The 18,261-nt window shown below is 64.1% G+C and carries 17 protein-coding genes; 8 read left to right on the top strand and 9 right to left on the bottom strand.

The window, feature by feature from the left end; genetic code table 11:
- Nucleotides 1-7: 7 nt before the first annotated feature.
- A complete protein-coding gene (locus HK353_RS01535; protein ID WP_173151587.1) occupies nucleotides 8-2,566 on the bottom strand; it encodes an ATP-dependent DNA ligase in 2,559 nt (852 codons plus the stop codon).
- Between the two features lie 181 nt (nucleotides 2,567-2,747).
- Between HK353_RS01535 and HK353_RS01530 the strand changes: the two genes are divergently transcribed.
- Genes HK353_RS01530 through HK353_RS01515 form a run of 4 tightly spaced genes read left to right on the top strand, consistent with a single transcriptional unit; the run spans nucleotide 2,748 to nucleotide 7,015 of the window.
- The gene (locus HK353_RS01530) at nucleotides 2,748-3,260 is read left to right on the top strand and encodes a (2Fe-2S)-binding protein (protein WP_173151585.1); all 513 of its coding nucleotides are present in this window, start codon (nucleotides 2,748-2,750) and stop codon (nucleotides 3,258-3,260) included.
- Nucleotides 3,257-4,291 (top strand): FAD binding domain-containing protein, encoded by a 1,035-nt coding sequence (locus tag HK353_RS01525; RefSeq protein WP_173151583.1) that lies wholly within the window; start codon nucleotides 3,257-3,259, stop codon nucleotides 4,289-4,291. The genes HK353_RS01530 and HK353_RS01525 overlap by 4 nt, the downstream gene beginning before the upstream one ends.
- Entirely contained in the window at nucleotides 4,284-6,359 is a 2,076-nt protein-coding gene (locus HK353_RS01520) for a xanthine dehydrogenase family protein molybdopterin-binding subunit (RefSeq protein WP_173151581.1), read from the top strand. Before HK353_RS01525 ends, HK353_RS01520 begins: the two co-directional genes overlap by 8 nt.
- Complete coding sequence (locus HK353_RS01515) at nucleotides 6,356-7,015, top strand: NTP transferase domain-containing protein (protein WP_173151579.1); 660 nt, start codon at nucleotides 6,356-6,358, stop codon at nucleotides 7,013-7,015. The genes HK353_RS01520 and HK353_RS01515 overlap by 4 nt, the downstream gene beginning before the upstream one ends.
- 63 nt (nucleotides 7,016-7,078) lie before the next feature.
- Here HK353_RS01515 and HK353_RS01510 read toward each other — a convergent pair whose 3' ends face one another.
- The 4 genes from HK353_RS01510 to HK353_RS01495 all read right to left on the bottom strand — a co-directional run bounded on the left by HK353_RS01510 (nucleotide 7,079) and on the right by HK353_RS01495 (nucleotide 11,515).
- Nucleotides 7,079-7,789 (bottom strand): glycosyltransferase, encoded by a 711-nt coding sequence (locus HK353_RS01510; protein WP_173151577.1) that lies wholly within the window; start codon nucleotides 7,787-7,789, stop codon nucleotides 7,079-7,081.
- Nucleotides 7,786-9,216, bottom strand: a complete 1,431-nt coding sequence (locus HK353_RS01505) for a PIG-L family deacetylase (protein ID WP_342589774.1) — start codon at nucleotides 9,214-9,216, stop codon at nucleotides 7,786-7,788. The genes HK353_RS01510 and HK353_RS01505 overlap by 4 nt, the downstream gene beginning before the upstream one ends.
- Entirely contained in the window at nucleotides 9,188-10,246 is a 1,059-nt protein-coding gene (locus HK353_RS01500; protein WP_173151575.1) for a hypothetical protein, read from the bottom strand. Before HK353_RS01500 ends, HK353_RS01505 begins: the two co-directional genes overlap by 29 nt.
- Nucleotides 10,247-10,426: 180 nt before the next feature.
- The gene (locus tag HK353_RS01495) at nucleotides 10,427-11,515 is read right to left on the bottom strand and encodes a hypothetical protein (protein WP_245395702.1); all 1,089 of its coding nucleotides are present in this window, start codon (nucleotides 11,513-11,515) and stop codon (nucleotides 10,427-10,429) included.
- Between the two features lie 178 nt (nucleotides 11,516-11,693).
- Between HK353_RS01495 and HK353_RS01490 the strand changes: the two genes are divergently transcribed.
- A complete protein-coding gene (locus HK353_RS01490) occupies nucleotides 11,694-11,972 on the top strand; it encodes a DUF3263 domain-containing protein (protein ID WP_173151573.1) in 279 nt (92 codons plus the stop codon).
- Nucleotides 11,973-12,136: 164 nt separating this feature from the next.
- On the opposite strand, the gene HK353_RS01485 is transcribed toward HK353_RS01490, so the two are convergent.
- The 3 genes from HK353_RS01485 to HK353_RS01475 all read right to left on the bottom strand — a co-directional run bounded on the left by HK353_RS01485 (nucleotide 12,137) and on the right by HK353_RS01475 (nucleotide 14,821).
- On the bottom strand, nucleotides 12,137-13,276 hold the full coding sequence (locus HK353_RS01485) for an XdhC family protein (RefSeq protein WP_173151571.1): 1,140 nt from the start codon (nucleotides 13,274-13,276) through the stop codon (nucleotides 12,137-12,139).
- 107 nt (nucleotides 13,277-13,383) lie between these two features.
- Nucleotides 13,384-14,640, bottom strand: a complete 1,257-nt coding sequence (locus tag HK353_RS01480) for a phospholipase D-like domain-containing protein (protein ID WP_173151569.1) — start codon at nucleotides 14,638-14,640, stop codon at nucleotides 13,384-13,386.
- Between the two features lie 37 nt (nucleotides 14,641-14,677).
- Complete coding sequence (locus HK353_RS01475) at nucleotides 14,678-14,821, bottom strand: GPGG-motif small membrane protein (RefSeq protein ID WP_173151567.1); 144 nt, start codon at nucleotides 14,819-14,821, stop codon at nucleotides 14,678-14,680.
- A gap of 262 nt (nucleotides 14,822-15,083) precedes the next feature.
- On the opposite strand from HK353_RS01475, the gene ku reads away from it, so the two are divergent.
- From ku to HK353_RS01460, 3 genes are all read left to right on the top strand, one after another.
- Complete coding sequence (gene ku / locus HK353_RS01470) at nucleotides 15,084-15,974, top strand: non-homologous end joining protein Ku (RefSeq protein ID WP_173151565.1); 891 nt, start codon at nucleotides 15,084-15,086, stop codon at nucleotides 15,972-15,974.
- 121 nt (nucleotides 15,975-16,095) lie between these two features.
- Nucleotides 16,096-16,512 (top strand): ChaB family protein, encoded by a 417-nt coding sequence (locus tag HK353_RS01465; protein WP_173151563.1) that lies wholly within the window; start codon nucleotides 16,096-16,098, stop codon nucleotides 16,510-16,512.
- Nucleotides 16,513-16,654: 142 nt separating this feature from the next.
- The gene (locus tag HK353_RS01460; RefSeq protein WP_173152081.1) at nucleotides 16,655-17,548 is read left to right on the top strand and encodes an SDR family oxidoreductase; all 894 of its coding nucleotides are present in this window, start codon (nucleotides 16,655-16,657) and stop codon (nucleotides 17,546-17,548) included.
- Between the two features lie 134 nt (nucleotides 17,549-17,682).
- Here HK353_RS01460 and HK353_RS01455 read toward each other — a convergent pair whose 3' ends face one another.
- On the bottom strand, nucleotides 17,683-18,258 hold the full coding sequence (locus HK353_RS01455; protein ID WP_173151561.1) for a MarR family transcriptional regulator: 576 nt from the start codon (nucleotides 18,256-18,258) through the stop codon (nucleotides 17,683-17,685).
- Between the last annotated feature and the right edge of the window lie 3 nt (nucleotides 18,259-18,261).

The raw sequence follows: 18,261 nt of genomic DNA, 5'->3' as shown, positions 1-18,261 counted from the left end.
GACTGGTTCAGACTCGGACGTCCTCTGCGTCGATGTCGGAGCGCAGGCCGCGCCAGACCGGGTGCCGCAGGCGTCCGGCCTCGGTCAGGCCAGAGAACCGGACCTCCCCGACGAGGTCGGGTCGCACCCAGTGGGCATCTCGCGACTCGTCGGCCGGCACGGTGAGCGCCGGCGTCTTCCGCGACCGGCGATCGAGGCTGGAGCGCAGACTCCGCAGGGCCGCCTCGTCGAACCCGGTGCCCACGCGACCGAGGTAGTGGAGCCCTTCGTCGTCATGGGCGGCGACCAATAGCGAGGCGAAGCTGGATGAGCGTTCTCCTTCTCCGGTCCGCCAGCCGACGATGATGACATCGCGGGTCGAGGCGTGCTTGAGCTTGGCCCAGGTGCGGGTGCGCTTTCCGGGGATGTAGACGCTGTCGGTCCGCTTCGCCAGCACTCCTTCGAGTCGAAGCTTCCGGCTGGATTCGAAGGCGGCGTCGACGCTTCCTTCGAAGGCCTCGGGCACATGGATGTGCTCGCTCTCGGTCACGAGTTCGAACAGACGTGCGCGCCGTTCCGTATAGGGGGTGCGCAGCAACGACGATCCGTCCGCGTGGAGGACGTCGAAGAGCATGAGGTAGACAGGGGTGCGTCGCTGTTCCCGCTCGATATCGCTGTCCCGGCTCAGCCCCATTCTGCGCTGGAGGCGTCCGAAGTCCGGTCTGCTGCCCTGCCCGAGGGCGACGATCTCACCGTCGAGGATGCAGTCGACATCGATGCACTCGACCAGTTCGTGAAGCTCGGGGTACGTGTTCGTCATGTCATGACCGTTGCGACTGGTCAGCTCGATGCTGCCGGTGCGCTCCCCGTCACCGGGCGCCACCTTCGCCAGGGCACGGATGCCGTCCCATTTCATCTCGAAGGCCCAGTCCTCGGCCTCCCGCCGGAGGGAGCCGATGTCGCCGATGCTCGCGAGCATCGGAGCCAGATCCGCCGGCAGAGCCTCCTTCTTCGCGGCTCGCTTCTTGGAGGTACGCCCGGTCGGCGTACCCTTCTTCGATGAGTCGTCCGCTGCCGCCGACTGCTTCTTTGGCTCGTCCTCCATGAGGTGGATCATCCAGTTCTTCTCGGGCTCCTTGTTCGGTCCGTGGTCCCCGGTGTTGAACAGGGCGAACCGCCGCACTCCCCCGAGACCGCCGTCCTCGCGCCCGTGGAGGACCGCGATGATCTCCTTGCCTTCTTGCCACTTCTCGACCTCGATGGTGCCTGCGTCCCAGATCTCGACGTCGCCGGCCCCGTACTCCCCTTTCGGGATCGTGCCTTCGAAACTGCCGTATTCGAGGGGGTGATCCTCGGTCTGGACCGCCAGGTGGTTCTCCTTCGGCTTCGTCGGCGGTCCCTTCGGCAACGCCCAGGACACCAATACCCCATCGTGTTCGAGTCGGAAGTCCCAGTGGAGGCTCCTCGCATGGTGTTCCTGGATGACGAAGGTCAGCTCGTCCCCGCTCGTCCCCTGTTTCGCTGGCACGGGTTCGCTCGTGCGTTTCGGATCCCGTTTGGACCGGTAGGCCACCAGTCGGTCGCGCTCGGCTTTCGGGGCATCGTCCGACTTCGGGTCGGCCCCGGACTCCGAATCGGCCCCGGACTCCGGGGCAGAAGCGGTTCCTCCGGCCGCCTCGGCGAGGGGTTCGAGGGGGTCCCCGGCATCGTCAATCCGGTCGAGAACCTCCTCGAAGCGCACCTGCTCGACGGCGGCCGGGTCGTCGAATTCGTCCCACCCGCGCGGTGCGGCGACCAAGGGGGTGAAGCGTCCGCGCAGAGAATACGGAGCCACCGTGGTCTTCGACGCCGAGTTCTGCGACCAGTCGATGAGGACCTTGTTCTCCCGCAGCGTCTTCTTCATCGCAGAGACGATGAGCTTCGTGTGGTCGGCCTCCAGGCTGCGGGCGAGCTCATGGGCGACGTCGGAGACCTGCTGCGAGCTCACCGACCCGTCCAGCGGCGCATACAGGTGGACGCCTTTCGATCCGCTGGTCACCGGGTAGACCTCCAGGTCCATGCCCTCGAGCAGTTCGCGCACGAGCTGGGCCACCTCGATGCAGTCGGCGAGGCCGCGTCCGGGGCCCGGGTCCAGGTCGAAGACCATGCGGTCGGGGCAGCGGGTCTCCGCGTCGATTGTGCCGGGGTCCTTCGCTCCGGCGCTCACCCTCCACTGGGGCACATGGATCTCGAGCGCGGCCATCTGCGTGAGATAGGTCAGGGTCGCGAGATCGTTGACCAGGGGATAGCGTTTGGTGCCGGTGGAGTGCCGGATCGCCCGTGTTCGGATCCACGACGGTGCGGAGTCCGGGAGGTTCTTCTCGAAGAACACATCTCCGGGGTCATCGGGAGTGCCGACGCCGTCGACCCATCGTTTGCGCGTGGCGATTCGGTCGCGGGCATGGCGGATGAGGTGCGGGGCGATCCTGGCGCAGTAGTCGAGGATCTCGCCCTTCGTCGTGCCGGTCTCCGGGTAGAGGACTTTGTCCAGATTGCTCAATGTCAGTCGATGGCCCTCGACCGTGACCTTCTGCTCGTGACCTGCCACTGAGCACCTCCTCGCGTGCACCGTACGTGCGGAATAGTCCTTTCACCGTACTTCGCGCCGATCATGCGCAACAGGGGGTGCGGGGCCCCGAACGCCCTCGGCGCCGGTGAACCCCCTTGTCGCGGCTTCCGAACGGGGTTAGGTTTGACAGACGTCGACCATGCTGTCTGGAGGCTCTCACATGGGACATTCGTTGCACCTCACCGTCGACGGCCAGGAGCACACTCTGGTCGTGGATTCCAGAACCACTCTTCTCGATGCGCTGCGGGACCGGTTGGGGGTGATGTCCGCGAAGAAGGGCTGCGACCACGGCCAATGCGGGGCCTGCACCGTCCTCGTCGACGGTCGTCGACTCAACTCCTGCCTGGCGCTCGCGCTCACCCACGACGGCGCCGAGGTCACGACCGCCGACGGTCTGGCCCCCGAGGGTGAATTCTCCACTCTGCAACGGGCGTTCCTCGCCCACGACGCGTTCCAGTGCGGGTACTGCACCCCGGGCCAAGTCTGTTCGGCCGCAGGCATGCTGGCCGAGGCCGCCGACGGCGCTCCGAGCGTGGTCACCGATGACCTCGAAGGGCCCGTGGAGCTGTCCGAGGAGGAGATCCGTGAGCGAATGAGCGGCAACCTCTGCCGCTGCGGAGCCTATGTCAACATCGTCACGGCCGTGAGCCGAGCCGCAGAGGAGTCACGATGAATCCCTTCGACTACGAACGCGCCGCCGATGCCGCCGGAGCCGTCTCGACTGTCACCGATCGTCCCGATGCGGTGTTCCTGGCCGGAGGTACGAACCTCGTCGATCACCTCAAACTGGGCGTCGCAGAACCGGATCTCGTCGTCGACATCAATCGTCTCGAGCTCACGGAGGTCGAGGCACTCGACGACGGGGGCCTGCGGATCGGTGCGATGGTGCGCAACAGCGACGCCGCCGCCGACCCGCGCATCCGACGCGACTACCCGTTGCTCGCACGTGCCCTGCTCTCCGGTGCCTCCGGTCAGCTGCGCAACGCGGCCACGATGGGCGGGAATCTGCTGCAGCGCACCCGGTGCGTGTACTTCCAGGACACCTCGACCCCCTGCAACAAACGCGAGCCCGGTGCGGGCTGCTCGGCCATCGGCGGCTACACCCGCTACCACGCGATCCTCGGTGCCTCAGCGGACTGCGTGGCCACGCATCCCTCCGATATGGCCGTCGCTCTGACCGCACTCGATGCCACGGTCGTCGTCCTCGGTGCGACCGGTGAGCGCCGGATCTCGGTCACCGAGCTTCACCGGCTGCCCGGGGATCGCCCTGAGCAGGACACAGTCCTCGAGCATGGCGAACTCATCACGGCACTCGAGCTCCCTCCCCCGCGGCCCGGCGCCTCGACGTACCGGAAGATCCGCGACCGCGCCTCCTACGCCTTTGCTCTCGTCTCCGTCGCGGCCCGGGTCGACGTCGACACCGCAGGGCACGCGCCGGTCATCCGTGAAGCCGCGATCGCCCTCGGGGGCGTCGCCCACAAACCCTGGCGTGCCCGCGCCGCCGAGGCGGTGCTGCGGGGGGCGGAACCGACTGCCGAGACGTTCCTGGCAGCAGCCGACGCCGAGCTCGAGGCGGCGGAACCCCTCGACGGCAACCGCTTCAAGGTGCCGATGACACGCGGAGCGATCAGCAGCGTGCTCGCCGAGCTCACCGGAGTCCCGGAAGCTCTGCCGGAATCGACCACGGAGGACACCCATGAGTGACCTGCTCACGACCACAGCCGTCGGTACCCATCAGGCCCGCCTCGACGGCCCGGCCAAGGTCCGCGGCCTCGCCCCCTACGCCTACGAGCACCCCTTCGACGATCCGCTCTTCCTCTACCCGTTGCAGGCGAAGATCGCCCGTGGGCAGGCAGCGCACATCGACCCTTCCGCAGCCGAAGCTGCGGAGGGGGTGGTGCATGTGCTCACCCACGACAACGCCCCCGAGCTGGCGGACACGGATGACGGTGAGCTCGCGATCCTGCGCTCTGCTGAGATCGGATTCCGAGGCCAGTACCTCGGTGCCGTCATCGCCACCACCCCCGAGCAGGCCCGCCACGCGGCGAGCCTCATCGAGATCACCTATGCGCAGGACGATCACGACGTCGAGCTGCGCGAGGATCACCCTGCTTCCCGGGAACCGGAGTCCGGCAGCGGGGATGATGTGCGCACAGGCAATGTCGACACAGCCCTCGCTGAGGCGGCCGTATCCATTGATGAGCGCTACAGCACCCCCATGGAGCACAACAATCCCATGGAACCGCATACCACCGTCGCCCTTCGGGACGGAGACGAACTGACCCTGTGGACCTCGACGCAGGGCGTGCACCCCGCACGCGCGACATTGGCGCCGATCCTCGGGGTGGAGCAGGAGAAGATCCGCATCATCTCCCCGCACGTCGGCGGCGGCTTCGGCTCCAAGGGCCTCCCCCACGCGGATATGATGCTCACTGCCCTCGCGGCACAGGCGGTGCCGGGTCGACCCGTGAAATATGCCGTGACCCGGCAGCAGATGTTCTCGATCACCGGCTATCGAGCTCCGACCCTGCAGCACATCCGTCTGGGCGCGCGAACCGACGGCACGCTCACGGCCTTCGCTTATGATGCGATCTCCATGTCCTCGCAGACCAAGGAGTTCCCCGAGGAGTCGACGAAGCCGGGCCGCATGATGTACGCAGGCGACAACCGCCGCCTCACCCAGCGAGTGGTTCCGCTCGACGTGCCGGTGCCCTCCTGGATGCGTGCTCCCGGCGAGGCTTCGGGCATGGTCGGACTCGAAATCGCCATGGACGAACTCGCAGTGGCCGCCGGAATCGACCCCATCGAGCTGCGGGTGCGCAATGACCCGACCACGGACCCGGACACCGGGCTGCCATTCAACCAGCGCCGCCTCATCGACTGTCTGCGAGAAGGAGCAGACCGTTTCGGTTGGGAGAAGCGGAATCCGCAGCCGCGCGCCCGGCAGGAGAACGGCTGGTTCGTCGGCATGGGGGTGGCCTCTGCGACCTACCCGGCCAGTCGGCAGCCGGGCTCCGTCGCGCGGATCCGCCGCACTCCCGAAGGCTTCGAGGTCTCGATCGGTGCCGCCGATCTGGGCACCGGGACGTGGACCGTCCTGTCTCAGACTGCCGCGGACGCTCTCGGCGTTCCCATCGGGCAAGTAGATCTGCGAATCGGCGACACCGCGCTGCCGAACGCGACTGTGGCCGGCGGGTCCACGGGACTGGCGAGTTGGAGCACGGCGATCGTCACCGCAGCCCAGGAGCTCCGTTCCGAGCACGGAGCCGATCCTGCCATCGGCGCCGAGGCCCATGGTGAGGCCGAGGCCAATCCCGCGGCGGAGAAGTTCGCCCTACACTCTTTCGGAGCCCATTTCGCCGAGGTCCGCATCCAGCCGACCACCGGTGAGATCCGACTGAGGCGCATGTTCGGCATGTTCTCCGCCGGTCGGATCGTCAACCCGACCACCGCACGCTCACAGCTCATCGGCGGCATGACCATGGGCGTCGGGATGGCTCTGCACGAGAAGGGCGAGCTCGACCCGCGCTTCGGTCACGTAGTCAACCACGACCTCGCGGAGTATCACGTGCCCGTCAACGCAGACATCACCGACATCGAGGCAGATTGGCTCGACGAGAAGGACCCGCAGGCCGGTCCCCTTGGCGCGCGCGGCGTCGGTGAGATCGGCATCGTCGGTGCCGCAGCCGCGATCGCGAACGCCGCCTTCAACGCCACCGGAGTCCGAGTCCGCGATCTGCCGATCTTCGGCGACGCGTTCCTGCCGACGTGAGCGGCGAGACCGGGTCGACTCCTCCCAAACGACCCGTCCCCGGTCCCCCGAGAGGGCTCGTCCTCGCCGCCGGAGCGGGGCGACGCCTCGGCCGAGGGCCGAAGGCACTGCTGCTGCGGGAGGATGGGCTCACTCTAGTGGAGTCGATGGTCCTCGCCCTGCTCGACGGTGGCTGCCGGGACGTCACAGTCGTCACCGGAGCCTGCAGCGAGCAGGTCGCGAGCCTGCTGGCCGGGTGTGACGGCGTGTCCGTCGCGTTCAACCCTGACTGGTCTTCGGGTATGGGTTCCTCGCTGCGCCGCGGCCTGCAGGCGATCGGCCCCGGACCCGACGTCATGGTCACACCTGTGGACCGTCCCGGAATCTGTGCGGCGGAAGTCGCTCGTCTCATCGCCGCCCATCGTCCCCGTGCGATCACCGCTGCGGGCCACTGTGATGCGAATGGGTCGCTGCACCGCGGTCACCCTGTGCTCTTCGACGAGAGCTGGACGAGCCAGGCGGCTGCCGCCGCGCACGGCGACGTCGGTGCCCGCGACCTGCTCGAGACGCACAGAGCTGTCGTCGACCTCGTCGACTGCTCCGACCTCGACGACGGGGCCGATGTCGATGTGCCCAAGGACCTGCACAGGCTGACAGTCGTCAGTTCTCGCGATTAGCTCTGGGTTGTCGGAAACAACTCGGCCGGAGGCGGCCTGAAGTGCTGTGAGCAGAGTCGGGTCTCATCGAAGGCTCTGCATAAAGCTGCTGAAGCCTCCCTGCGCGCGTCCTTCCAGACGGGCCGAGGTGAGAACCCGGCAGGTATCGGTGCGTCTCACGTTTCCCCCTGCGGCGAGCACTGCAGCAACGGTTGCGGCATCTTCGCCGAGTGGCAGCGGAGGCATGCCGCCGATGATGTTGAGATACGAGCCTCGAATGCCCAGGTTCGCGCCGAACACGTAGGGGTGGTCCTCAAGTAACGTGTGGTGAGAGTGCCATTTCGCGATCAGCGCTGCCGACCCGGTATCAGGTCGAGGCGACACTGTGCCGACTAGGCAGTCGCTTCCGGCTTCCGCCAAGGCAAGATGCGTCGTCAGCCAGTGGGTGGGAACTCTGCTGTCCGCGTCGGTGAACGCAATCCATGTCAGGTCGAAGTTGACATCGCGCTCAGCTTCAGCCGTCTGCTTGAAATGGTTCCAGGCGAAATTCCGGGCACTGCCCACGTTCTTGAACGACGTCTCAAGTATCGTGACTTGTGGGTGCTGTTCGGCGAAGTCTGCGACGCGGCTCACCGTTTCGTCGGTACAGGCGTCGGCCACGACGAGGATTCGAGTGGAGAATTGCGCGAACCCGTCAGGGAGCTGAGCACACGCTTGGGCCACCGAGTCGAGACAGCCGAGGATCTCGTCTTGTTCATTGTGAGCCGGGATGACGATGCCCAAGTGCGTGATCACTCAACGGCTTCCGCAGGGAGGAAATCGTCAGTTTTGTCCACCGTCACGATATCGAGACGATACTCGGCCTCGGAGTGAAAATCGGTCCGCAGTCGGGGCCAGTAGTCCAGGCACGCGTCATGGACTTCATCGGCGGTCAGAGGCCAACCTTCGATGTCACCCTTCCAATGACAGAGAACGAGGACGAAGCGCGATGGGGTTGATACATCAATGCGTTCCAACGTTCGTTGCAGCTGTGCACGTGTCAGATAGAAGCCGGTCTCTGAGAGGACGACGCAGTCGAAATGCCCTTCGGGCCATTCGTATGGGACAGTGGCGTGCAAGAAGGCTATTTCCGTTGCAGTGGTCGGCTGCAGACGTTTCGCTGTTTTCAGCGCCTCGCAGCTGGCATCGACAGCTGTCACTCTGACGCTGTGAGCGGCAAGCGCTCGAGTCAAAGCGCCGACTGAACAACCGATCTCGAGAATGTGGGAGAACGAGGTCGACGGGAGGTGGGACACAAGGGTCTCGCGTTTGGCGATTTCGTATTCGGACTCCCACACCGTCCACGGGTCACTCCGTTCTCTGTGCACATCATCGAACACCGCCGACGCAGTGGACGCATCATTGATCGCTCTGCCTATTCCCTCCTGACCATAGCCGGCCGATGCCTCACCGGATCTGAAATCCGTGATCACGAAGGTATCGTGGCTCCGGATGAAGTGTTCCAAATGGGCGCTGGTGAGGATCGCTTCGTCCCCGTGCTGATCCGACAGCGCTTGTGTCTGCGACGGGTAACACGCGAGCAGAGCATTTCGATCAAGACCTTGAGGGTCAGGTAAGACTGCCCAGGACTGCCACCGAGGGTCTATGGGAGCAGCCCAGTGCCAGAACCAGATCGGATATTCGAGCACTACGGCATGATGTGATCGCCCGATGTCCAGCGCCGCGGCGCCCACCGCCTCGTGATCACAGTGCCCATCCCGGCTGTAAGGGGCAACGAGTGTCACCGGCCCGTCTGCTCGTGCGATCTCCTGTCGGATCACGTCTCGGATCTGGCTTGAATATTCGGGCAGCTGCCCGTCGGGCAGATCGAGAAAACGACTGGAGTGCGCCTTGTCGAAGGTGCTCAGCGCACGATCGAACTCCTCCAGACGGATGCTTTTGAGCTGATCGCCGGTATACGTCGGCGACTCAGGGTGCGATTTCTCGCCTGCGCTGAACAGTAGGACTGTCAGCTGGCAGCTCCACTCATCAGCACGTGCGAGCAGCGCAGCCGCTCCCAGCGCTTCATCGTCTGGGTGTGCGGCAAGGACGATGATGGTTCCGCCTGTGGCGATTGTGCTCTCCGGAACCGCCGGAAGGTCAAGGGCACCCGCCTGCACCCAGGCATCTTCTCTGGTGCTGCGGTCTTGGTGGCTAAACCTCATCGACATCTGACTCTGCACAGATATTCTCGCCCAAAGCAGCTTCGTCCCGAGGCCCGTGATGCTGACTGAGGTAGACGGTGAGATCAGCGTCAGCTTTGGCAAATGCCGCATCACTCGTCAGAACCGCGGGACCGGCCAGCTCCCTGCTCAGAAGCTGGATCCGTTGGGCACTGCGGTATATGTTGTTGCGAACTCTCAGAGCCAGTCTCCACGCGTGTTCTCGCGAGAACATCTCATCCCCATCCGCTGCAGCAGCAGTTTGTGCCAACATGGTGCGGACCGCGAAGATCTCAGCATCAAGCTGCCCGAGCTGCATCTCTCCCATCGGCGAGCGTCCAGCCCTGTTCAGGTGGGTTTGGGCTGCACGCCGGGCCAGTCCCAAAGCTCCACCGAACCAGCAGGCTGCCACGCGAATCCCACCCCAAGCGAAAGAGGGGCGGTCAAGGTACCAATTCGGGGGGCCGACACTCGTCGCCGGTGCTCGGTCGAAGACAACTGAGCCGCTCGGGATTTCTCTGAGACCCAGACTCGGCCAAGCACTTGTCTGCGGTCGTACACGAGGGTGCCGAAGATTCACCGCGTAGGCTCGGTTCCCGTCGCTGCCGCTGGCGATGACGATCGCGTCGGTGAGTTCCGCGGCCAAAGAGCACCACGCTTTCGTGCCGGTGAGAAGGTTTTCCGCACCGGCCTCGATCACGTTCACACGATGTGTGGGCACGTCAGCCGCGTACACGCCCCAGGCCGAATCGGGGTCAGGTGTTTCGTGTCCGGCCTCGGCGAGGATGCCCAGAGCGTCGACGTGGGGTTCAAGCATACGAGCGACGCCGATGTCGATAGCAGCCAGTTGAAGCAGCCTTTCCCATTGATCGATCTGAGGTGAACACCCTGTGAGCTGCAGAAGACGGGCAAGGGCGGTGATCTTGTCGACAGTCGACGCAGTGCTCGTGACGACCTCGGCGAGATCATCCCTGAAGTCTGGAGTTTCCCACCACGGTTCGAACGGTGTGGCGATGATCCGAGACGAGGTTGAGTCGAACAGGGTTTCCATTTCACGTCTTTCAGGCAGAACATCTTATCGGAACTCGGTGTGTGGTGAACACGCAGGAGGCAGTCGGAGGTGATGGCTCTGAACACGCTTATATCTCAGGTGGGTGCAGATACCCCATTCCAGACGGCTCTTCCACATCGCCCCAATGTGCAGACTAACGGCATGCTCGGCAGATCTCAGTCAACTGCTCTCCACCGTGTCGTCGGCATCCGTGCTGTTGTCTGTATAGACTCGCTGTCGCATCCGCTGACCATGAGTCAGTTTCTGCACGTCGGCATCAGTGTCGAAGCTGGCACCGAGGCCGCCGGCGACCACACCCATGGCTGCGCTGAGCCATGCGATATCGAGGTAGTTGGTGAACGACGCGTCTTGTTGAATCTGTTGGGTCATAAATGCCGGATCGATGACGACGAGGCCGCCCAGGAGAATGAGGACGACCAGTGTCGCGTAGAGAGCGGTCACAGTGATCAGCAGTGTGAGGACGGTGGAGAGGTTGTAGTACATGACCACCGTGGCCAGACTTTCGTTGACCGGTCGATCCCAAAGTCTGTGACTGAAGATCAGCCAGGCGACCATCATCAGGATGGCAAGCGCGCCGATTGAGAGCAGCCGGAGGGTGGACAGGTAGGTCGACATCTGCCAGATCGAACTGTAGAAGATGCCGAAAGCTCCGGTTGCCGAGGCTGCCGCGAGGGCTCCTGAGAGTTTCGGAGCCGTGCGCCAGGGTTCGTTGGCAATCGTCATCCCCATGATCAGCCGTGGGCCTCCGGTGATGGTGTGGGCATGCAAGGACTGATGGCTGGAGTCTTCGTTGTTCGACCAGTTAGACCATCCGAGCAGAAATTTGCGCGTCGTGTCTTCGGGGTCCCACGGGACCAACTTGTTCACTGAGCTCATCATGACTTTGATGATGCGGCGCTTGGTGGCCCACGCGCCGAGTGTGGGGCATGAGATGACCGCAAGGTTGCGGTCCGAGTAGACTTCGGCGATCAGAGGGTCGCCCTGGGTGTGCCGTGGGATCTCTGTGAGGATGAGGATGATGTCGACGTCGGGGTAATCAGCGCGGAGGTCTTCGACTGCGTCTAGAGCCAGCTCGCGCTCGGGTGTCAGATAGACCGTGTCGGTGTGAGTGTGCAGCGTCGTTGTCACCCCATACGCCTCACGCAGATAGCGCTCTAACGAGGAGTGGATGGAAGCCGCTCGCCTGCTGGGCAGACCTGGGTCGGCGACGACCAGCACTTGAAGAGCCTGGGATGAGGTGTTGAGCATAATGTCCTCCGCTACTCGACCAGCGAGTTGTGTAGAAGATCGTTCCGGTTCCGAAGTCTACTGAGCATGATCACTATGGGGTAGTCCTACGTATCAGCTTCGCTGTCTGAAGCTCTATCGCCAGCGTAGCCGCTGACACCTACGCGGCGTCGAATTCTGCTGTGTCACAATGGTCCCCATGGTCCCCGGCACTGTGTACGAACTGTCCGAGCATGATCGGTTGATCCTCGACCTCGAGAAGACTGCGCCTACTGCGGCGGGCCGACACGAGTTGTGCCAGCGAATCGAACTTCCAGCGGAGAGGTACGCCATCGTGCTCGAGGGGATCGTGGACACGGACGCCGCATACGCCTACGCGCCGGACGTTGTGGAGCGGGTGAGGCGGTTGCGGGCGGAACGGTTCGCATTCGAACGCCGGCAAGGCCGATGGAAGAGGCACAGCAACTTCGCCCTGTAGCCCGAAATGCCGCCATCAGATCAGCGTGGCTCAGCCTCTTCATGAGTTGCAGTCCTGAAGGTGAGGTCGCAGCGCACGCCAGGGGCAGGCACTACCGAATGCTATGACTCACCTATCGAAGCCGATTGCGAAGATGCTGCCAGCGATCGGCGACTCGTTTGCACTCAGTGAAGAGGCGAATCTTCCCGTTCGTCGCTGAGCGGAACGACCTGTCGGCGGCCACCGCGTACAGCGAGGATCTCTGCGAGGATCGACACAGCCACCTCGGCGGGGGTGAATGTCTCCAGATGGAGGCCGATCGGGGAATGCAACCGTGCCAGTGCCGGGCTCTCCACTCCCGCTTCGCGCAGCGCGGCGCGGCGGTCGCGGTCACTGCGCCGCGAGCCCATCGCCCCGACGTAGGCCACGTCGAGGTCGAGTGCGACGGCCAGGGTGGGGATGTCGACCTTCGGGTCGTGGCTGAGGACGCAGATCATGCTCCGGGTGTCGAACTCGCCGGAGGCGGCCGCTTCATTGAGGAATCGGTGCGGCCAGGCCCGGACCACCTCGGCGCCGGGAAACGATATCTGATCGGCGAAGGACGGACGGGGGTCGCACACGGTGATGCGCAGTCCCAAGGGTCTGGCCGCTTCGACGAGGGCGAGACTGAAGGCGTTGGCTCCGACGACCAGCAGATGGGCCGGCTCGATGCGGGTCTCGACGAAGAGCTCGATCGGCTCGCTGCCGCCCGCCGGGGGCGCAAGGCGGATGCTGCCGGTGCGGCCGCCGCGGATAAAGGCCCCGACGCGCTGTGCGGCGGTCTCGACCACAGCTTCGGGCACCAGAGTATCGAGGCTGACAGCCAGAGCGTCGGTGCTCGGTCCGGAGACCTCGCCCACAGCGGCGGCGCAGACGGCTGCCGCTGGGGCAAGGGCGTCGTCGTCGGACGGCAGCCGCAGCACCACGGCGACCGGCTCGCTCTCCGCTCGCAGACCGGAGCAGCCAGCGCGGAACGGCTGGATGAGCACGTCGATGCGACCACCGCACATGAGCCCGACGGCAAAGGCATCCTCGTCGCTGTAGCCGAAGCCCTGCACCGAGGCGTCGCCGGTGGCGAGTGCGTCCTGACACGCCTCGAGCACGGCTCCTTCGACGCATCCGCCGGTGAGGGAGCCGACGATTCCGCCCGCGGCATCGACGAGCATCGAGGTGCCTGCCGGGCGCGGCACTGACCCTTCGGTTTCGATGATCGTCGCAACGGCGACGTCCTGCGGCTCCTCCGAGTCGAAGAGCCGTGACACGGCGACGGGAAGGATATCGAGCATGGGCCGAGACTATACCGTCAGGGACGTCACCGACAGGCCCTTGACGCAAACGGACTCTTCGGGCAGCCGCGCATGAAAAGAGGTGCCAAGAGTGAGATAGGCCCGATTCACAGCCAGGGGCGCATCGGCACGAGGGCACGTTCGGCAAGCTTCGCCAGTCGATGGCGGTTGAGCCAACCCGCTCCGAGTTCGACGCAGTGCGTCGAGTCGCTTTCGAACACCTTCTCCATCTCGGCCGCGAACGAACGGTCGATGACTTCGACATTCGTCTCGTAGTTGTATGACAGTGACAGTCGATCGATGTTCGCCGTGCCCACCGTCGACCATTCGCCGTCGACCGTGGCGACCTTCGAATGGATCATGCTCGCGTTATAGAGCAGAACCGTGACCTTCGAATTGATCATCTGCTCGAAGAATCCCCGGGAGAGCCAATCGCCGAGGATGTGGTTCGACTGCTGGGGGACCATGACACGCACGTCCACGCCACGCTCCGCCGCCTCGATCAGAGAGCGGAGCAGCTGCTGGTCGGGAATGAAATAGGGAGTCGTCAGCCAGATCCGCTCCCGCGCGCGAGCAAAAGCGTTGAGGTACGTGTTGCGGATCGGGTAGACGAGGTGGACAGGAAGGTTCGCAGAGACGCGCAGCTGCGACTCCCAGGCCGCAGGCGGGACCCAGGAGATCTGCTCGTCCGACTCGTGGAACGCGTTCCACACTTCCGCGACGGACTGTCGCAGCGCCCACGCTCCGGGCCCGATCGAGCGCAGATGGGTGTCGCGCCAATGGCGAGCGTAGAGCGATCCGATGTTGAATCCACCGACGAAGGCCACATCGTCATCGATGACGAGGATCTTCGAATGGTTGAATCCCGAATGACGCAGAGGTCCCCTCCAGAACTTACGCCTCAGAGTCGGCATCCGGAGCACGTGGATGTCCGCCGAGAGCCTACGATAGAAAGAGGCCGGGACCGAAAGGTTGGCGAAGCCGTCGTAGATCAGGTGGATCTCTACGCCGCGGGCGGACGCTGCATTGAAAGCGTCGATGAATCTCTGCCCCACCTCGTCGTTCTTCCAGATGAACGTCTCCATGAGGATCGACTCACGTGCGGTGTCGATCGCATCGACCATGGCGTCGTAGAGGGTGGCGCCGTCGGTGTAGATGTCGAGCTCTGACTGCTCGACCGTCGAGCTGAACGTGCCCGGCCGCGGCGCAGTGCGCGATTTCCGTCCTCGCTGTTGGATGAGGTCGATGGCCATCGAGGCGGCGACGGTCGTCGGCACTGCAGCGGCCAGGCCGGCGGCCGTCCAGAGCACGATTCGCCGCAGACGGCCAAGATGGCGGAGGGACGGGATTTTCAGAGCAGACATCCGCTCACTCTATCCCTTCCGGGCCCGACCGCCTGTCTCAGGTGAAGATGCTCACTCCCCCGGGTCCGACGAGGCAACCGACCACGATGAGCACAACACCCCACAGAATCTGCTTCCTGAAGATGGCGAAGATTCCTGAGATGACGAGGATCGCTGCGAGGATCCAGAGAATGAATGCCATGGGTACTCCTTTACTCGATGATTGCGAAGGCTGCTTTCCGGCAACCGTTCGCGTTCGAACCGCCAATCTAGCACCCCTGCGCTGCACGGACGGAATCGGCAGCCGGACGGCGGTGCCTCACCAGTAGGTCCGGAGGTGATCACTATGGGTGAAGTCCAGCGCGAAGCAACTGAGTGTCTCCGGCGGCCGGAAGTCGCCACCGACCCGCTGCAGATCGCCAACGGGTCTAGCCAGTGCTCGAAACCTGCGTTTCAATGGAGTAATGAGAGCTATCTGGACCGGATCCATCGCCTTCGGCCTCGTGAATGTGCCCGTGAAGCTGTACTCGGCCACGGAGAACCACGACGTGAGAATGCACCAGGTCCACGCGAAGGACGGCGGGCGGATCCGCAATCAGCATCGGTGCGAAAAGTGCGGGAAGACCGTCGAATACGACGACATCGAGAAGGCCTATGACGACGGCGAGCATCGGGTCGTCCTCACCGACGAAGACTTCGAGGCCCTTCCCGCAGAGGACAACGACGACATCGACGTCCTCCAGTTCGTGCCCAGTGACGAAATCGACCCCATCATGCTGGAGAAGTCCTATTTCCTCGAGCCGAGGTCGAAGACGCCGAAAGCCTACCTTTTGCTGCGTCAGACGCTTGAGGACACGGAGCGGACCGCGATCGTCAAACTCACCCTGCGCACCAGGACGCGTCTGGCCGTGCTGCGAGTGTGCGGAAAAGTCCTCATGATCCAGACCCTGCGCTGGGCCGATGAGCTCCGTGACGTCGACTTCAAGGGCGTGAACTCGAAGGCGAAGATCTCGGACAAAGAACTCGAGATGTCAAAGAAGCTCGTGGAATCGTATTCCGAGGACTTCACCCCCGAGGAGTTCAGCGACGACTACCAGGTCGAACTGCGCAAACTCATTGACGCGAAGATCGAATCGGGCGAGAGCTTCGATGTCGAGAAGACCTTCGCCGAGGACGCCGCCGAGGAGGACTCCGGAGGCGATGTCATCGACCTTATGGAGGCCCTGCGGAAGTCCGTGGACAGTTCTCGATCATCGAAGAAGGGAACCTCAGGCAAGAAGTTGAGCACAAAGAAGACCTCGTCGAAGAAATCGGAACCGAAGAAGTCGTCAGCCGCGAAGAAACGCACCGGATGAGGAGACTCGCACGAGGAGTCTGCAGGAGGAGACCCCATGCATCCGTCTAGAGACCCGCCGACGGAGACACACCACCAGTCTGACCGAAACGACAAACCGATCGCGAAGGAGCTGTTCCACTATGCCGAAGACGACGAAGACAGGAAAGCCGAAGGTGAGCGAGCTGCCCTCGACGCTGGAGAAGTCGAGCAAGAAGGCGCAGCGGACCTTCGCCAAAGCTTACGACTCGGCCATCGACCAATACGGTGACGAGAAGCGCGCTCACCAGGTCGCCTACGACGCGCTCAAGCACAGCTATGAGAAGGTCGGGGACAAATGGGAGGCGAAGGCCTCCTCCGGCCCGTCGGACGCGCAGAGCTCCGGCGGAAAGAACACCGACCGCACTACCGCCGGCGGAGTCGACGCGAACGCCTCGAAGGACCACCTTTACGAACAGGCGAAGAAGCTCGGCATCTCGGGGCGCTCGTCGATGACGAAGAACGAACTCATCGACGCGCTCGAGAAGGAGAGCAAGCGGAAGACGAAGCAGAATTCCTGACACCGCCCCGATGCGGCGAAACCGAAGCGGCATGAAGAGATCTTCCGGCAGCGGTGCCGATGACTCACCCGCCGGTAAGGAGATTCCCATGTCTGTCTTCGACACCCGCGGAAACGACCGCCAACGATCAAGGAGGAAGACGATGAGCGACCAGCTGATCTTCCAGGACCCCACCACTCGCTTTCCCGACATCTCACCGCCGAAGCAGGATCAACCCGAACCGGGCCTCGACGCGGAACTCATCCCCGGCACGGATCGCGGTGAGGACAGCTACACCGGCACAGGCAGGCTTCGCGGCCGCAGGGCGCTGATCACCGGCTCGGACTCCGGCATCGGATCCGCCGTCGCGATCGCCTTTGCCCGTGAGGGAGCCGACGTCGCTCTGTCCTATCTGCCCGCCGAGGAGGAGGATGCCCAGCACGTCTGCGAAGTCATCCGCCAGGCCGGTCGCAAGGCCGTGCCTCTCCCGGGAGACCTGTCCGATCCCGAGTACTGCCGCGAAGTGGTCCGCCGGGCGGCAGAAGAACTGGGCGGACTCGACGCTCTGGTCAACAATGCCGGCCGACAGATCGCCGTCGAAGACATCGCCGACCTCACGGACGAGCAGTGGGAGAACACGTTCCGGACGAACATCCACGCGATGTTCCGGGTCTCTCAGGCCGCGCTCGAGCATCTCGAGCCCGGATCGACGATCGTCAACAGCACCTCCGTGCAGGCGTATTCGCCGTCCGCCCACCTCATCGACTATGCGTCGACGAAAGCGGCAATCAACAACTTCACGAAGGGGCTGGCAACTCAGTTAGCCCCGAAGGGGATCCGGGTGAACTCCGTGGCACCGGGACCGATCTGGACCCCGCTGCAGGTCTCCGACGGGCAGCCGAAGGAAGCCCTTCCGCACTTCGGCAAGAACACTCCGCTGGGACGGGCAGGGCAGCCGACCGAGCTCGCACCCGCGTACGTCTTCCTGACCTCGTCGGAGTCGAGCTACGTGGTCGGTGAGACCCTCAACGTCAACGGCGGCCAGCCCACCCCGTAGGCAACCGCTCCAGGAATCAGCTGCCTGCCGGCGTTCATGGCCTTCCTCTTCGTTGCCTATATCGTCGGCATCTTCGGCTGATCCGACCGCAGCGAAGACTCACGGACGGTGAGAGGAACGGGAACAGCCCGGTCCTAATCACGGTCCTGCGTCGACCGTCCGCTCCCGTCATCAGCAAGCACGCCCTGCGGGCGGTCGGCTTCGGTCATGGCAGAGAGGAACCGCAGCACGGTCTCGCGTTCCCGGCTGTTCAGGGCCGCGATCACGTCGAAGCGACGGGCATGCTGGCGACCCACCGACTCGTGCGCTGCCTGCGCGGTCTCCTCTGTCACCTCGATGCTGGTGGTGCGCCTGTCGTGGGGGTGGGGAACCCGGATCAGGTGCCCACCGGTGACGAGACGATCGACGAGCTTCGTCGTCGAGGCGCTGGAGATCCCCACAGCAGCAGCGATGTCCTTGGGAGTGACGATGAGCCCCTGCCGCTGTGCGCGGACGAGCAGGCGGATGGTGCGCATATCACTGTCGTTGAGCTGCATATACCGCCGCGACGCCTCGGCGAGATCGCGCTCGGCCTCGTGCCACTGCCGCAGGGCCTCCATCAGCGCGGTGCACTCCGCGTTCTCGGATTCGGACAGGGCCGAGCGATCGGAGAACTCCGATTCATTCGAGAAGTAGGTCAGGCCAGCTGCCTTCGAGTCTGCGGACGGCACGCT

This window comes from Brevibacterium permense (assembly GCF_013280495.1).
GTDB classification, from domain to species: domain Bacteria; phylum Actinomycetota; class Actinomycetes; order Actinomycetales; family Brevibacteriaceae; genus Brevibacterium; species Brevibacterium permense.
Note: the sequence above shows the minus strand (reverse complement) of the source record. Positions and strands in the feature narration are given on the sequence as shown.